We start from the raw sequence: 13,857 nt of genomic DNA on the forward strand, positions 1-13,857 counted from the left end.
CCTTACCCCTTCATCACGTTGATGTCTTCGACCGCGATCGTTCCGCGGTTCCGGAAGAAACAGACCAGAATGGCCAGGCCAATGGCGGCCTCGGCCGCGGCCACGGTCAGAACAAAGAGCGTAAAGACCTGCCCCACCAGATCGCCCAAAAAGGACGAAAAGGCGACGAGGTTGATGTTCACTGCGAGCAGCATCAATTCGATGCTCATCAGCAGGATGATCACGTTCTTGCGGTTCAGGAAGAGACCGAAGATGCCGATGACGAACAAAGTCGCCGCGACGGTTAGATAATGTTCAAGTCCGATCATTGCCTCAAAGCCCCTGCCCCGGTTTCACGTCCTTGAGTTCCATCGCGGTCGCCGGGTCACGCATCATCTGGGCGATGATATCCTGACGTTTGATGTCGGTGCGATGGCGCAGGGTCAGCACGATGGCGCCGATCATGGCGACCAGCAGGATCAGACCCGCCAGTTGGAACAGAAGGAAATATTGGTCGTAAATGATGAGGCCAAGCGCCTCGGTGTTGTGACGGTCGACGGGAACCGGCTGGGCCAGTTGCTCGGCAGCACCATGCGCGCTCTCCCAGGCACCAAATGCCATGACGAACTGCATCAGGATCACCAGACCGATGAGCAGCGCCAATGGCATATAGCGGGCCATCTCGGCCTTCAGCTCGGCAAAGTCCACGTCCAGCATCATCACCACAAACAGGAACAGCACCGCGACCGCGCCAACGTAAACGATGACCAGCAGCATGGCGACGAATTCCGCTCCCAGCAGAACAAACAGCCCCGCCGCAGAGATAAAGCTCAGGATCAGCCACAGCACCGAATGCACAGGCTGACGGCTGATCACGGTGAACAGCCCGCCGGTGATGGCGCTGATGGCGAAGAGGTAAAAGGCAAATACGCTCATGTCTCATCGTCCCCTTTTTCGCCCATGGCCTCCTGCGCCAATTCCAGCGCCCGGGTCATGGCCGGGATGCCGGCAAACACCGACATCTGTCCGATCGCTTCCACGATCTCTTGTTTCTTGGCACCGGCCTCGACAGCGTGGCGCACGGTCTGACGCACGGCCGTGTCGGCCTGCGCGCCCTGCATGGTCAGCCCCGCCAGCGTCAGCAACAGGCGGGTCTTGGCATCCAGACCGTCCTTGTTGACGGTCTTGCCGAACATCATTTCCATGACCTCTTTGGGCATGGTCGGCCAGAGCGCCTCAAACCCCTTGAACGCGTCGGTGGGAGAGAATTTCTCCATCGCCGGGTTCATGGCTTTGGCCATCTCCTGGGCCTGGGCCATCATGGCCTCGAATGGGTTACGCGGATCTGTCATCGGTACGGCGCGTCTATTTCCAGATTGCGGGCAATCTCGGCTTCCCAGCGGTCGCCGTTGGCCAACAGCTTGTCCTTGTCGTAAAACAGCTCTTCGCGCGTTTCGGTGGCAAATTCGAAATTCGGCCCCTCGACAATCGCATCCACCGGGCAGGCTTCCTGACAGAAGCCACAGTAGATGCATTTGGTCATGTCGATGTCATAGCGCGTGGTGCGGCGGCTGCCATCATCACGGGGTTCCGCGTCGATGGTGATTGCCTGCGCCGGGCAGATCGCTTCGCACAGTTTGCAGGCAATGCAGCGTTCTTCGCCATTGGGATAGCGGCGCAGCGCGTGTTCACCGCGGAACCGGGGCGACAACGGCCCCTTTTCATGCGGATAATTCAGCGTTGCCTTGGGGGCAAAGAAGTACTTCAGCCCCAATTTCATGCCGACCCAAAAATCCTGAAGCAGGAAATATTTGGCGGCGCGGGTATAGTCGATGTTCGCCATTGATCAGCCCCCCACGGTCCAGCGGGCGAAGATGCCCCAGAACCAGTCAAATTTTGCAGCAAAGGATACGAACACGACCCAGAACAGCGAGAACGGCAGGAATACTTTCCACCCCAGACGCATCAGCTGGTCATAGCGGTACCGCGGCGTGATCGCCTTGACCATTGCGAAGAGGAAGAAGAAGAACGCCATCTTGCCCACCATCCACAGGACGCCATCAGGCAGACCCGGGATCGGCGACAGCCAACCACCAAAGAACAGCAGCGAGATCAGCGCGCACATCAGGAAGATCGCGATGTATTCACCAGCCATGAACAGCAGGAACATGGTAGCGGAATATTCCACCTGGTAGCCCGCGACCAGTTCGGATTCCGCTTCGGGAAGGTCGAACGGTGGGCGATTGGTTTCGGCCAGCGCCGAGATGAAAAACAGGAACACCATCGGGAAATGCGGGATCCAGTACCAGTTCAGCAGACCCAGGTTACCGTCCTGCGCACGCACGATGTCACCAAAGTTCATCGAGCCCGTAGAGATGATTACCCCAACAATGATCAAACCGATCGAGACCTCATACGAGATCATCTGAGCCGCAGATCGCAACGAACCAAGGAACGGATATTTCGAGTTCGACGCCCAACCGCCCATGATCACGCCGTATACCTCGAGCGAGGAAACCGCAAAAACATAGAGGATCGCAACGTTGATATCCGACAGCACCCAGCCGTCGTTGAACGGGATCACCGCCCAGGCGATCATGGCCAGCACAAAGCTGGTCAATGGCGCAAGAATGAACACAGAGCGGTCGGCACCGGCGGGAATAACCACCTCTTTGACCACATATTTCAGCGCGTCCGCCACCGATTGCAGGATGCCAAAGACCCCCACAACATTGGGGCCGCGCCGCATTTGAACAGCGGCCCAGATCTTGCGGTCGCCATAGACAAGAAACAGCAGCGAAATCATGACAAAGGCAACAACAGCAAGCACTTGCGCCAGTATCAAAATGGCGATGCCGCCTGGGGTGTTAAAGAAATCAGCCATAGGTCCTCACACCGTAGGTATTCCGTTTTCCTCGCAGTCCGCGACCACGACTTCGGCGTCGATGGTGCGCAAACCGCGCGGCAGGGAGGGCGAGATGGTGTAGACAGCATCAGCGGTCCAAACGCCACCCTCTTCATTCAAATTTGTGCGCAAATGCCGCGCAAATCCGTAACCTCGGATCAACGCGTATTGCGCGGCTGCGCATTCAGCATAGTTATCTACATCGACGGGAGAATTTATGTCCGTCATCGACACATGAAACTGTACCAGATCACCCTCCAGCAGGCTGGTTTCAACTCCCTGATAGTTGGGAGAGAACCGCGTCACCTGATCTGACGGACCTGGTTCGCAGGCCGCCAACAGCAAGGGCGATATGATCGCTGCCCGGATCATTATTCGGCAGCGATCTTTTCGTTGTTGCGGGCTTTCGCTCCGGCCGACAGCTCGGCCATCAGTTCAGAGGCCCGCGCAATCGGGTTGGTCAGATAGAAATCCCGGACCGCGTTCACAAAGTCCGCCTTGCCCAAAGGCTCCAGCTCCAGCGCGTCGCCGTCGTTGGTTGGCACCTGATCGATTTGGGCCAGATGCGGCACCGCTTCGATCAAAGCCGTGCGCAGCTGCGCCAGCGAGTCAAACGGCAGGGTCGCGCCCAGTTCGGCGCTGAGGGCGCGCAGGATCGCCCAGTTTTCCTTGGCCTCGCCCGGGGCGAACCCGGCGCGCATGGCCAATTGCGGACGTCCTTCGGTGTTGACGAACAACCCGTTTTCTTCGGTATAGGCGGCCCCCGGCAGGATCACGTCGGCACGGTGTGCCCCGCGGTCCCCATGGCTGCCCTGATAGATCACGAATGCACCATCGCCGATTTCGACTTCATCCGCGCCCAGGTTGTAAACAACCTCGGCCCCGTCGATGGCGGCCTCTACGCCGCCTTCGGTCACGGCACCGACGTCCATCGCACCGACACGGCCCGCTGCAGTGTGCAGCACCAGCAGTTTGGATTCCGTGTCAGCGGCAAATTTTTGAGCGTGTGCCAGAACCGCCAGACCGTCGGCCTCGCGCAGGGCACCCTGCCCCACAATGACCAATGTCTCTTTGCCAATCGCGCCGGAATGATCGCCGCTGTGCAGCGCCTCAAGAGCGGCACGGTCGGTGCCCAGATGCGCATAGTCATAGGTCAGGTCAACCGGCTGACCGACCAGCCCAATGTTGGCCCCATTCACCCAGGCCCGGCGAAGGCGTGAATTCAACACGGGTGCCTCGTCACGCGGGTTGGTGCCGATCAGCATGATCGCCTTGGCACTGTCGATGTCTTCGATGGACGCCGTGCCGACATAGGCGGCGCGGTTGTCCAGCGGCAGACGCGCCTTGTCAGTGCGGCATTCGACCTTGCCGTCCAGTCCTTCGACCAGTTGTTTCAGCGCATATGCGGCCTCGGTCGGGACCAGGTCCCCGATCAAACCGGCGATCTTCTTGCCCTTCATGGCGGCCGCGGCGGCGGACAGCGCTTCGCCCCAGCTCGCTGGCTTCAACTTCCCATCGACCCGCACATAGGGACGGTCCAGACGTTGGCGCCGCAGCCCATCCCAGACAAAACGGGTTTTGTCTGAAATCCACTCTTCATTCACGCCGTCATGGTTGCGCGGCAGGATGCGTTTGACTTCGCGGCCTTTGGTATCGACCCGGATGTTGGAGCCAAGCGCGTCCATCACGTCGATGGTTTCGGTCTTGGTCAATTCCCACGGGCGCGCGGTAAAGGCATAGGGTTTGGACGTCAGCGCGCCAACCGGGCACAGGTCAATGATGTTGCCCTGCATGTTGGAATTCAGCGTCTGGTTCAGATAGCTGGTGATTTCCGCGTCTTCGCCACGACCGGTCTGGCCCATCTGGTTGATCCCGGCCACTTCGGAGGTGAAGCGGACACAGCGGGTGCAGCTGATACAGCGCGTCATGGCGGTCGACACCAGCGGACCCAGGTCCAGATCGTCCACCGCGCGTTTGTGTTCCTTGAACCGGGACCCGGACAGGCCATAGGCCATTGCCTGATCCTGAAGGTCGCATTCGCCGCCCTGGTCGCAGATCGGGCAATCCAGCGGGTGGTTGATCAGCATGAATTCCATCACGCCTTCGCGGGCCTTTTTGACCATGGGCGAATTGGTTTTGACCACCGGCGCCTGACCTTCGGGACCGGGGCGCAGGTCACGCACCTGCATGGCACAGGAGGCGGCGGGTTTGGGCGGGCCGCCCACGACTTCGACCAGACACATCCGGCAGTTGCCAGCAATCGACAAACGCTCGTGATAACAGAAACGCGGAATTTCCACGCCTGCTTCTTCACACGCCTGGATCAGGGTCATTGCCCCGTCCACTTCGATCTCGGTTCCGTCAATATTGATCTTGCGGAGGTCAGACATGGTCTATTTCGCCCTCAGTAACACGCCGATCGCGCTGTTTTTTTCGATTTCCGTACGTCCGAACGCACAGAAGGTTTCCGGGTTTTCATAGGACACGCCGCTGTTGCGCAGCAGCGTCTCTCCCTTGGCCCGCATCCGGGCCTTTTCAGTATCAGATTCGATGTAGGCGCGGATTTCCGCGTCCGCATATCCCAACGCATTGGCCCGCGACCGCAGGCGACGCAGTTCGCCAATCCCCTTGAACAGGCGGGCACTGATGCTGTCACAGTGATCGGCGACCTCCTTGGCCATGGCGATGGCAAACAGGGGATCTTCGATTTCAGGCACGTCGCTGAGCGGTGGTTTTGCCGCAGCGGACATCGGGCTGACCGCCATCAGGGCCGCCATCAGGGCAATAAGACGCAACATCACACTCTCCTTGGTTCGGGAGAGCCAATCACCAGCCTCACAGCCGTTGCTATTCAATAGCAAAGCCCCGACAGGCCCGGGATATGCCGGAATTCCGCTCATGACACACAGGTTCCGCGCAGGCTCAACACGTCATTGACGATCTGCAAGTCATCCACCTGATCCAACGGATGTACCGCCCATTCAATCTTGTGCGGTCCAAAGTTCTCGATGCAGTATTTGGTGCCTTCGTGGTGCCCAGCCTTGCCAGCCCCAGTTCTGGACTGAGACGCGCGTTTCACCTCGACGGTAAAGTTTTCCAGATCTGTTTTCTTGTCGACCGGTTTGCTTTTGGCCGAGAAAATGAACCCGTCATAGCGCTGGCGACGGTTTTCGTTCTTAAAGGTGCCACAGCTGGACAGGACAAAAGTGCCAACCAGAACAGCCGCTGCCGCGCAGGCAAACCGTGTCGGGCCTCCGGTCGAATGTGTCTGTGTTGCACTCATGGTCATTTTCCGTGTTGCCGTCGTTGTTCAGATACGTCGAAACGATACGTCTTATTCCGCTGCCATTGCGCCCATGCGTCCGGTTTTCTGCGCCTTGATCCGGTCTTCTATTTCCTCGCGGAAATTGCGGATCAGGCCCTGGATCGGCCAGGCAGCCGCATCCCCCAGTGCACAGATGGTGTGGCCTTCGACCTGTTTGGTCACGTCCCACAACATGTCGATCTCTTCCAGCTCGGCCTCGCCGCGCACCAGACGGTCCATGACGCGCATCATCCAACCGGTGCCTTCACGGCACGGCGTGCACTGACCACAGCTTTCATGTTTGTAGAATTTGGACAGGCGCCAGATCGCTTTGACGATGTCGGTCTGCTTGTCCATCACGATCACAGCCGCAGTCCCCAGCCCCGAACCCAATTCGCCGCGCAGGTAATCAAAATCCATAATCGCGTCGCGCATGTTTTCACCGCGCACACAGGGCACGGACGACCCGCCCGGAATAACCGCCAGCAGGTTGTCCCAGCCACCGCGAATACCACCACAGTGCTTTTCGATCAGCTCTTCGAACGAAATCGACATGGCTTCTTCGACGACGCAGGGGTTGTTCACATGGCCCGAGATGCCGAACAATTTGGTACCCGCATTGTTGGGGCGCCCAAATCCGGCGAACCAATCGGCACCGCGGCGCAGGATGGTCGGTACGACGGCAATGGATTCCACGTTGTTCACGGTGGTCGGGCAGCCATACAGCCCCGCCCCGGCCGGGAACGGCGGTTTCATCCGCGGCATGCCCTTTTTGCCTTCGAGGCTTTCGATCAGCGCGGTTTCTTCACCACAGATATAGGCGCCGGCACCATGCGCCAGGAACAGATCGAAATCCCAACCGGAACCCGCAGCATTCTTGCCCAGCATCCCTTTGTCATAGGCTTCGTCAATCGCGGCCTGCAGGGCTTCCTTTTCGCGGATGTATTCACCACGAATGTAGATATAGCAGGCATGGGCATTCATCGCGAATGAGGCGATCAACGCCCCTTCGATCAATGTATGCGGATCATGGCGCATGATCTCGCGGTCTTTGCAGGTGCCGGGTTCGGATTCATCGGCGTTGATCACCAGATAGGCCGGACGACCGTCGCTTTCCTTGGGCATGAAGGACCATTTCAGGCCGGTGGGGAAACCCGCACCTCCGCGACCACGCAGACCACTGTCTTTCATGGTCTGAATGATCCAATCCCGGCCCTTGCCGATCAGGTCGGCGGTGCCGTCCCAATGGCCGCGCGCCTGCGCGCCTTTCAGCGTGCGGTCATGCATCCCGTAGAGGTTGGTAAAGATCCGGTCCTGGTCCTTCAGCATGTCTGCCTACCCTTGGCTATCCTGACGCATGCGCCAGAGTTGAAATATGTTGACCAGTGCATAGATCAGACCTGCAAGTGCAAGGAGATCAAACAGCAGAGCATAACGCCCCGGCAGTCCCAGCATCGGTCCGATAAAGAGCGACAAAACCAACCATGCAACCATGGTACCGGCTATCACCAATGCGATATGCCGACCTTTGGCTGCGATGGCTGTGTCTTTGTCGTTGCTCATCTGGTCTCGTGTTCATCTGACCCGCGCCCGGCCCCTGCCCGGCGCAGTATCGGTTTATTCGTCGTCGTAGATGCCGTCTTTTTTGGCACGTTTGGCAAATTCGGTCTCTTCCCCGGCCGCCAGCTGTTTGGCCTGTTCGACCCAGCCGTCACGTTCGATGCGACCTTTGAAGGACAGCAGATCATCCATGCGTTCGATGTCCTCGGGTCCCCAGGCCGCAACCTGCGCGAATGAGGTGACGCCCGCTTCGTTCAGCTTTTCTTCCAGCTTGGGTCCAACACCCTTGAGCAGCTTGAGGTCATCCTTACCTGCGGCAACAGGTGCGGCGGCCTCGGCCGTGGGGGCTTCGTATTTCCACTCACCCTTTTTCTCGGCCAGCTCAGATTGCCCGGGCAGATCCTTGGATGGCACCACTTTTGGAGCCTCTGCTTTTAGGGCCTCTGCGGCTTTTGCAGGTTTGCTCTGATGAACGGCCGGTTTCGGGGTTGGTTTTGGTGCCGGGGGCTGTTCGCCTGCGCGACTGGCCACGGTGCCATCCTTGCCCACCCAGGGGGTCAGCAATGGCACTTCGGTGCCGTCGATGCGTTTGACGGTGTCGCCGATATCCGTCGCCAGCTGTGCCGAAGCGTTATACTGCGTCTTGCCGCTTTCGTATTCGGTCAGCGACGTCAGACCGGATTTGGGTTCAGATCCGTAACGGCCGTTCTGCGGCCCGGGAACCGGAACCTGACCCGCAGCCAGTTCGTCCAAAATCTCCGAGAACCGCGCGACGGTCAGATCTTCATAGTAATCCTTGCCGATCTGGGCCATGGGCGCGTTGGTGCACGACCCCAGGCATTCCACCTCTTCCCAGGTGAATTTGCCGTCCGCCGACAAAACATGCGGCTTGTCGTTGATCTTGTCGCGGCAGATTGCCACCAGATCTTCGGCCCCGCAGATCATACAGGACGTTGTCCCGCAGATCTGGATGTGGGCAACAGAGCCGGTCGGCTGCAGTTGGAACATGAAATAGAACGAGGCCACCTCGAGCACGCGGATATAGGCCATCCCCAACATGTCGGCGACCAGTTCGATTGCCGGCTTGGTCAGCCAGCCTTCCTGCTCCTGAGCACGCCACAACAGCGGGATCACGGCCGAAGCCTCACGCCCTGCGGGGTATTTGGTGATCTGCCCTTCGGCCCAGGCCAGGTTGGCGGCGGTGAAGGCAAAGCTTGCGGGTTGTTCTGCGTGGAGACGGCGTAGCATTAGCGGTCAATCTCTCCAAAAACGACATCCATGGTACCGATGATGGCGGCAACGTCAGCCAGTTGGTGACCACCAGCAACGTGGTCCATGGCTTGCAGGTGCAGGAATCCCGGTGCCCGAATTTTCGAGCGGTAAGGTTTGTTGGATCCATCGGCCACCAGATAGACACCGAATTCGCCCTTGGGCGCCTCGACGGCGGCGTAAACTTCTCCCGCAGGCACGTGAAACCCTTCGGTGTACAGCTTGAAATGGTGGATCAGGCTTTCCATCGAGGTTTTCATTTCCCCGCGTTTCGGCGGAGACAGTTTGCCCCGGGCCATAACGTCGCCAGTGGCTTCTTTCAGCTTGGCAATGGCCTGACGGATGATCGACAGCGATTGGCGCATCTCTTCCATGCGGACAAGATAGCGATCATAACAATCGCCGTTTTTGCCAACCGGGATCTGAAAGTCGAATTCATCGTAGCATTCATAAGGCTGCGACCGACGCAAATCCCATGCCAGACCGGATCCCCGCACCATGACGCCCGAGAAGCCAAATTTCTGAATGTCTTCTTCGGTCACGACGCCAATATCGGCATTGCGCTGTTTGAAAATGCGGTTTTCGGTCAGCAGGCCATCAATGTCTGCCAGCACAGCCGGGAACGTATGCGTCCAGGCCATGATATCGTCCAACAGATCATCAGGCAGATCCTGATGCACACCACCGGGACGGAAATAGGCCGCGTGCAAACGCGCACCACAGGCGCGTTCGTAAAAGATCATCAGCTTTTCACGCTCTTCGAACCCCCACAGCGGCGGAGTCAGCGCGCCAACGTCCATCGCTTGGGTGGTGACGTTCAGCAGGTGGTTCAGAATCCGGCCAATTTCGCTGTAGAGAACGCGGATCAACGACCCACGACGCGGCACCACAGTGCCGGTCAGCTTTTCGATGGCCAGACACCAGGCATGTTCCTGGTTCATCGGAGCCACGTAATCCAGCCGGTCGAAATAGGGCAGCGATTGCAGGTAGGTGCGGCTCTCCATCAGCTTTTCCGTGCCGCGGTGCAGCAAGCCGATATGCGGGTCGCATCGTTCCACGATTTCGCCATCCAGCTCCAGAACCAGGCGCAGAACGCCGTGCGCAGCCGGGTGCTGGGGTCCAAAGTTGATGTTGAAATTGCGGATTTTCTGTTCGCCGGTCAGGGCGTCGTCAAACTTGGAGCCATCCATCAGTTTGCCCCCTCTTTTTCATCACCGGGCAGGATGTATTCTGCACCTTCCCATGGCGACATGAAGTCGAACTGGCGATATTCCTGAACCAGGCTTACAGGTTCATAGACCACGCGCTTTTGCGCCTCGTCATAGCGAACTTCGGTATAACCGGTTGTCGGGAAATCCTTGCGCAGCGGATACCCGCGAAAGCCATAGTCGGTCAGAATGCGACGCAGGTCCGGGTGACCCGAGAATAGCACGCCGAACATGTCAAAGACTTCGCGTTCGAACCAATTGGCCGACGGATGTACATCCACGATCGATGGCACCATCTCGTCCTCGCGGATCGACACCCGCAGGCGGATACGCTGGTTCTGATACATCGACAGGAAATGATACACCACGTCGAACCGTTTGGCCCGATCCGGGTAGTCAACGGCCGTGATATCCACCAGTGACGAGAACTTGCAGTTCTGATCGGTTTTCAGGAATTCGACAAATCCGACGATATTGGACGGGGTCACATCCACGTTCAGCTCGTCAAAGGACACATCCCAGCCGATCACGCAGTCGGGGCGTTTCGCTTCCAGCAAGGTGCCCAGTTCGTTCAGTGCTTCAGTCATTCGTATGTTCTCCAACCAAAGCCGATCAGCGGACCAGGGTGCCGGTGCGGCGGATCTTGCGTTGCAGCTGCATCAAACCATACAGCAGCGCTTCGGCGGTCGGGGGGCAGCCGGGAACATAGATGTCCACAGGCACCACGCGGTCACAGCCACGCACAACCGAATAGGAATAATGGTAATACCCACCGCCATTTGCGCAGGATCCCATCGAGATCACATACCGCGGCTCGGGCATCTGGTCGTACACCTTGCGCAGCGCCGGGGCCATCTTGTTGGTCAGCGTACCCGCGACGATCATCACGTCGGACTGACGCGGAGAGGCGCGCGGCGCGATCCCAAAGCGTTCCGCGTCATACCGCGGCATCGACGTGTGCATCATTTCAACCGCACAGCAGGCCAGACCAAAGGTCATCCAGTGCAGCGACCCGGTGCGGGCCCAGTTGATGATGTCTTCGGCCGAGGTCAGCAGGAACCCTTTGTCCTGCAATTCGGCATTCAACGCCTGCGTGACCATTTCCTTGTCCACACCAGCGGTATTGGCTCCGGTCATCACTCCCATTCCAGGGCCCCTTTCTTCCACTCATAGGCAAAGCCGATGGTCAGAACGCCCAGGAAAACCATCATCGACCAGAAAGCCAGATCGCTGATGTCCTTGAACCCGACGGCCCAGGGAAACAGGAAAGCAATTTCAAGGTCGAAGATGATGAACAGGATCGACACCAGATAAAACCGGACATCGAATTTCATTCGCGCATCATCAAAAGCGTTAAATCCGCATTCATATGCCGATACTTTTTCCGGATCCGGGTTACGGACCGCAAGTACTACGGCAGCAAGAATCAGGACTAGTCCGAGGCCGACAGCTACGGCCAGGAACACGAGGATAGGGAGATATTCCCTAAGCATGTCTTCCACGAGTGGCTCCTTTCAAACGCGCAACAGCGCGCAGCGGGATGGCTGCTTTATTTTGACCGGGTTTATCCGTGCACTTGGGCAGGGTCAACCAAGCGGAACCAGATAAAGACTTTGTGTCTCACTGTTCGGGGCTGTTGAGATGCAAAAAAACCACCGATTTCGCGTGATCGGGGCCTTTGATATTCCTGCGGGGAAAACACATCTTTTTTCAGGCGGATTTCTGACCCCGCAAACCCGCAGGTTCACAGCCAAATTCGCGGGTTGAGTCGCAAGCCGTTCGTATGGTGTCGGATGTCGGCGCGATGGGCGCAGTCAGCGGCCCTGTTTGTCCAATTTCTCCTCGCCGGGTGTCCAATCACACAACATCAGCCCCCCCAGGGTTTGGGACCATCCCACATGCAACCACGTTTTGCCATGATCCGGGAAATCAACCCTGACCCGCATACCGCTCCGGGCACCATCCGTTTGCGCGCCGCTCTCCTGTGCCCCGACCCGCGCCGCCGGCATCGAACCGGTTTTACTGGCATCCAGAATGTCCTGCATGGGCAGGTTCAACAGATCCTTCCCGGTCAGCCCCAGCTGCACCTGCATGCCGCGGTTGGCAAACAGAAGCTCGCCATCACGGGTGTGCACGCTCAGCGCGCAACTGTCCGATTGCGCAAGCGCGGCAATGATCCGATCCGTTTCGTCCAGACAGGAGGCCAAATCGTTTTCCTGTGCCTGAAGCAGACGCAGATCAATCCTGCTGGCCACCAGATCCGCCATCTCGACCAGATAATTCACGTCTTCATCGCTCCAGTCGCGCATTTGGGCAGAGAGCGCACAAATTGCCCCGACCACTCGCCCATCGGCCAGAACCAGCGGCGCGCCCAGATAGGCCCCAATGGAAAAGGCCCGGACGGTGGGAACGTCATTCAACCAGGGCGTCGATGCGACGTCTTCGATTTTGACAGGATGTTGCAGCACCATCGTGTGCTGACAAATTGTGTCCACAGCCAGAACACTGCGCTGCTCTGCGCCACCTTCCGAAGCAGATGAACCCAATGCGTATAACGCATCTTCATCCGGGACACTGATCAAACAATCGGCACATCCGAGCCGGGCCTGTACCGATGCCGCAAGCGAATCAAATTCCTGCAGGACTGGGGAAAGTTTCAAATGTAGCACGTGCCTCCTCAAACACCCTCAAGGGTTCACACTTCGAGAATTTTCATGCCGCCTCCAAAAGGCGGCCCGCTCAATGCGTGCCACCCTATCAGCAAATTGGCCAGAAACACCTGATAATATGATCTCGCCTTGTCAGGTTTCTTTCAGATATCTCCCCGTATTTCCTGGTGTCAGGACACCCAGCCCGGTTTGCGTTTGTCAAAGAACGCCGCGATCCCTTCTTGGGCTTCCTGTGTTTCCCAACGTTCAACCAAAGCGCGGATCGTATGATCAATCACTTCATCATCAATGCGCGGTCCCAGCGCACGCGCCAACTGTTTCGCCGAGGCCACGGCCCCAGGCGCGCAATTCAAATACGGGGCCACTTCGGCTTCGACCGCCTCCGCCAACTGATCGGCGGGCACTGCCTTGGCCAACAGACCCAGTTCCACCGCCTCGGACGCGCCAAACAGACGGGCCGACATGAACACCCGGCGGGCCATCGCCTCGCCCATACGAGACAACACATAAGGGCCGATGGTGGCCGGGATGATGCCCAGCCGGGTTTCGGTCAGGCCCATTTTCAGATGATCTACCCCAATCGCAATATCACAGACCGACGCCATGCCGACCCCACCACCAAAGGCATTGCCCTGCAGTGCGCCGATCACCGGCTTGGGCAACGTATTGAGCGCCTGCAACATCTCGGCCAGCTTGCGCGCCTCGACAAATCGGGTTTCGGAATCCGCCGCCATCTGGGCCTGCATCCAGGCCAGATCACCGCCCGCACAAAAGCTTTTGCCCGCACCGGTCAGGATCACCACGCGGATGCCGTCGTCGTCAGAAATATCCGCCGCAGCCCGTGTCAGATCTGCCAGCATCTGCGCCGACATCGCGTTGTGTTTTTCGGGACGGTTCAGCGTCAGCGTGGCAACACCGCGCGCATCCGTTTCCAGGGTCAGAGTCTCATACATCCCAGTCTCC

Annotated in this window: 18 protein-coding genes; all 18 read right to left on the reverse strand. The window is 58.4% G+C overall.

Translation table 11 applies throughout. The annotated features are described in order from the left end of the window. Nucleotides 1-2 precede the first annotated feature (2 nt). The 18 genes from nuoK to QEZ52_RS14555 all read right to left on the reverse strand — a co-directional run bounded on the left by nuoK (nt 3) and on the right by QEZ52_RS14555 (nt 13,847). Nucleotides 3-308, reverse strand: coding sequence for an NADH-quinone oxidoreductase subunit NuoK (gene nuoK, locus QEZ52_RS14470; protein ID WP_005624625.1), 306 nt, complete (start codon nt 306-308; stop codon nt 3-5). A 4-nt stretch (nt 309-312) separates the two neighbouring features. After that, a complete protein-coding gene (locus QEZ52_RS14475; RefSeq protein ID WP_406645115.1) occupies nt 313-915 on the reverse strand; it encodes an NADH-quinone oxidoreductase subunit J in 603 nt (200 codons plus the stop codon). After that, entirely contained in the window at nt 912-1,331 is a 420-nt protein-coding gene (locus QEZ52_RS14480) for a carboxymuconolactone decarboxylase family protein (protein ID WP_406645116.1), read from the reverse strand. The genes QEZ52_RS14475 and QEZ52_RS14480 overlap by 4 nt, the downstream gene beginning before the upstream one ends. Next, nucleotides 1,328-1,822, reverse strand: a complete 495-nt coding sequence (nuoI, locus tag QEZ52_RS14485) for an NADH-quinone oxidoreductase subunit I (protein WP_406645117.1) — start codon at nt 1,820-1,822, stop codon at nt 1,328-1,330. The genes QEZ52_RS14480 and nuoI overlap by 4 nt, the downstream gene beginning before the upstream one ends. 3 nt (nt 1,823-1,825) lie before the next feature. Continuing rightward, nucleotides 1,826-2,863: an NADH-quinone oxidoreductase subunit H gene (gene nuoH / locus QEZ52_RS14490; RefSeq protein ID WP_406645118.1), complete on the reverse strand. Its 1,038-nt coding sequence runs from the start codon at nt 2,861-2,863 to the stop codon at nt 1,826-1,828. Between the two features lie 6 nt (nt 2,864-2,869). Then, nucleotides 2,870-3,256: a hypothetical protein gene (locus QEZ52_RS14495; RefSeq protein ID WP_406645119.1), complete on the reverse strand. Its 387-nt coding sequence runs from the start codon at nt 3,254-3,256 to the stop codon at nt 2,870-2,872. After that, a complete protein-coding gene (gene nuoG, locus QEZ52_RS14500) occupies nt 3,256-5,274 on the reverse strand; it encodes an NADH-quinone oxidoreductase subunit NuoG (RefSeq protein WP_406645120.1) in 2,019 nt (672 codons plus the stop codon). Before nuoG ends, QEZ52_RS14495 begins: the two co-directional genes overlap by 1 nt. A 3-nt stretch (nt 5,275-5,277) precedes the next feature. Continuing rightward, nucleotides 5,278-5,682 carry a DUF5333 domain-containing protein gene (locus QEZ52_RS14505; protein WP_406645121.1) on the reverse strand — a complete coding sequence of 135 codons (405 nt, stop codon included), beginning with the start codon at nt 5,680-5,682 and terminating at the stop codon, nt 5,278-5,280. 98 nt (nt 5,683-5,780) lie between these two features. Further along, nucleotides 5,781-6,167, reverse strand: a complete 387-nt coding sequence (locus tag QEZ52_RS14510; protein ID WP_406645122.1) for a hypothetical protein — start codon at nt 6,165-6,167, stop codon at nt 5,781-5,783. Nucleotides 6,168-6,218: 51 nt separating this feature from the next. Further along, the gene (gene nuoF, locus QEZ52_RS14515) at nt 6,219-7,517 is read right to left on the reverse strand and encodes an NADH-quinone oxidoreductase subunit NuoF (protein WP_406645123.1); all 1,299 of its coding nucleotides are present in this window, start codon (nt 7,515-7,517) and stop codon (nt 6,219-6,221) included. A 6-nt stretch (nt 7,518-7,523) separates the two neighbouring features. Continuing rightward, entirely contained in the window at nt 7,524-7,751 is a 228-nt protein-coding gene (locus tag QEZ52_RS14520) for a DUF5337 domain-containing protein (RefSeq protein WP_406645124.1), read from the reverse strand. 54 nt (nt 7,752-7,805) lie between these two features. Next, a complete protein-coding gene (locus tag QEZ52_RS14525) occupies nt 7,806-8,996 on the reverse strand; it encodes an NADH-quinone oxidoreductase subunit E (protein WP_406645125.1) in 1,191 nt (396 codons plus the stop codon). Beyond that, nucleotides 8,996-10,207 (reverse strand): NADH-quinone oxidoreductase subunit D, encoded by a 1,212-nt coding sequence (locus QEZ52_RS14530; protein WP_406645126.1) that lies wholly within the window; start codon nt 10,205-10,207, stop codon nt 8,996-8,998. The genes QEZ52_RS14525 and QEZ52_RS14530 overlap by 1 nt, the downstream gene beginning before the upstream one ends. Next, nucleotides 10,207-10,812: an NADH-quinone oxidoreductase subunit C gene (locus tag QEZ52_RS14535; protein WP_406645127.1), complete on the reverse strand. Its 606-nt coding sequence runs from the start codon at nt 10,810-10,812 to the stop codon at nt 10,207-10,209. The genes QEZ52_RS14530 and QEZ52_RS14535 overlap by 1 nt, the downstream gene beginning before the upstream one ends. 25 nt (nt 10,813-10,837) lie before the next feature. Beyond that, entirely contained in the window at nt 10,838-11,371 is a 534-nt protein-coding gene (locus QEZ52_RS14540) for an NADH-quinone oxidoreductase subunit B family protein (protein ID WP_406645130.1), read from the reverse strand. Then, nucleotides 11,362-11,727 (reverse strand): NADH-quinone oxidoreductase subunit A, encoded by a 366-nt coding sequence (locus QEZ52_RS14545; protein WP_406645131.1) that lies wholly within the window; start codon nt 11,725-11,727, stop codon nt 11,362-11,364. Before QEZ52_RS14545 ends, QEZ52_RS14540 begins: the two co-directional genes overlap by 10 nt. Before the next feature lie 312 nt (nt 11,728-12,039). Then, nucleotides 12,040-12,885: a GAF domain-containing protein gene (locus QEZ52_RS14550; protein ID WP_406645132.1), complete on the reverse strand. Its 846-nt coding sequence runs from the start codon at nt 12,883-12,885 to the stop codon at nt 12,040-12,042. A gap of 179 nt (nt 12,886-13,064) precedes the next feature. Then, entirely contained in the window at nt 13,065-13,847 is a 783-nt protein-coding gene (locus tag QEZ52_RS14555) for a crotonase/enoyl-CoA hydratase family protein (RefSeq protein WP_406645133.1), read from the reverse strand. Nucleotides 13,848-13,857 lie beyond the last annotated feature (10 nt).

The organism is Aliisedimentitalea scapharcae (genome assembly GCF_045277565.1).
Lineage (GTDB): Bacteria > Pseudomonadota > Alphaproteobacteria > Rhodobacterales > Rhodobacteraceae > Aliisedimentitalea > Aliisedimentitalea scapharcae.

Bases quoted from the DNA above. Each gene is read 5' to 3' on its own strand.
- nuoK (WP_005624625.1), bottom strand. From the start codon at position 308: ATGATCGGACTTGAACATTATCTAACCGTCGCGGCGACTTTGTTCGTC.
- QEZ52_RS14495 (WP_406645119.1), bottom strand. From the start codon at position 3,256: ATGATCCGGGCAGCGATCATATCGCCCTTGCTGTTGGCGGCCTGCGAA.
- QEZ52_RS14475 (WP_406645115.1), bottom strand. From the start codon at position 915: ATGAGCGTATTTGCCTTTTACCTCTTCGCCATCAGCGCCATCACCGGC.
- nuoI (WP_406645117.1), bottom strand. From the start codon at position 1,822: ATGGCGAACATCGACTATACCCGCGCCGCCAAATATTTCCTGCTTCAG.
- QEZ52_RS14555 (WP_406645133.1), bottom strand. From the start codon at position 13,847: ATGTATGAGACTCTGACCCTGGAAACGGATGCGCGCGGTGTTGCCACG.
- nuoH (WP_406645118.1), bottom strand. From the start codon at position 2,863: ATGGCTGATTTCTTTAACACCCCAGGCGGCATCGCCATTTTGATACTG.
- QEZ52_RS14525 (WP_406645125.1), bottom strand. From the start codon at position 8,996: ATGCTACGCCGTCTCCACGCAGAACAACCCGCAAGCTTTGCCTTCACC.
- QEZ52_RS14520 (WP_406645124.1), bottom strand. From the start codon at position 7,751: ATGAGCAACGACAAAGACACAGCCATCGCAGCCAAAGGTCGGCATATC.
- QEZ52_RS14535 (WP_406645127.1), bottom strand. From the start codon at position 10,812: ATGACTGAAGCACTGAACGAACTGGGCACCTTGCTGGAAGCGAAACGC.
- QEZ52_RS14510 (WP_406645122.1), bottom strand. From the start codon at position 6,167: ATGAGTGCAACACAGACACATTCGACCGGAGGCCCGACACGGTTTGCC.
- nuoG (WP_406645120.1), bottom strand. From the start codon at position 5,274: ATGTCTGACCTCCGCAAGATCAATATTGACGGAACCGAGATCGAAGTG.
- QEZ52_RS14540 (WP_406645130.1), bottom strand. From the start codon at position 11,371: ATGGGAGTGATGACCGGAGCCAATACCGCTGGTGTGGACAAGGAAATG.
- QEZ52_RS14505 (WP_406645121.1), bottom strand. From the start codon at position 5,682: ATGTTGCGTCTTATTGCCCTGATGGCGGCCCTGATGGCGGTCAGCCCG.
- QEZ52_RS14530 (WP_406645126.1), bottom strand. From the start codon at position 10,207: ATGGATGGCTCCAAGTTTGACGACGCCCTGACCGGCGAACAGAAAATC.
- QEZ52_RS14480 (WP_406645116.1), bottom strand. From the start codon at position 1,331: ATGACAGATCCGCGTAACCCATTCGAGGCCATGATGGCCCAGGCCCAG.
- nuoF (WP_406645123.1), bottom strand. From the start codon at position 7,517: ATGCTGAAGGACCAGGACCGGATCTTTACCAACCTCTACGGGATGCAT.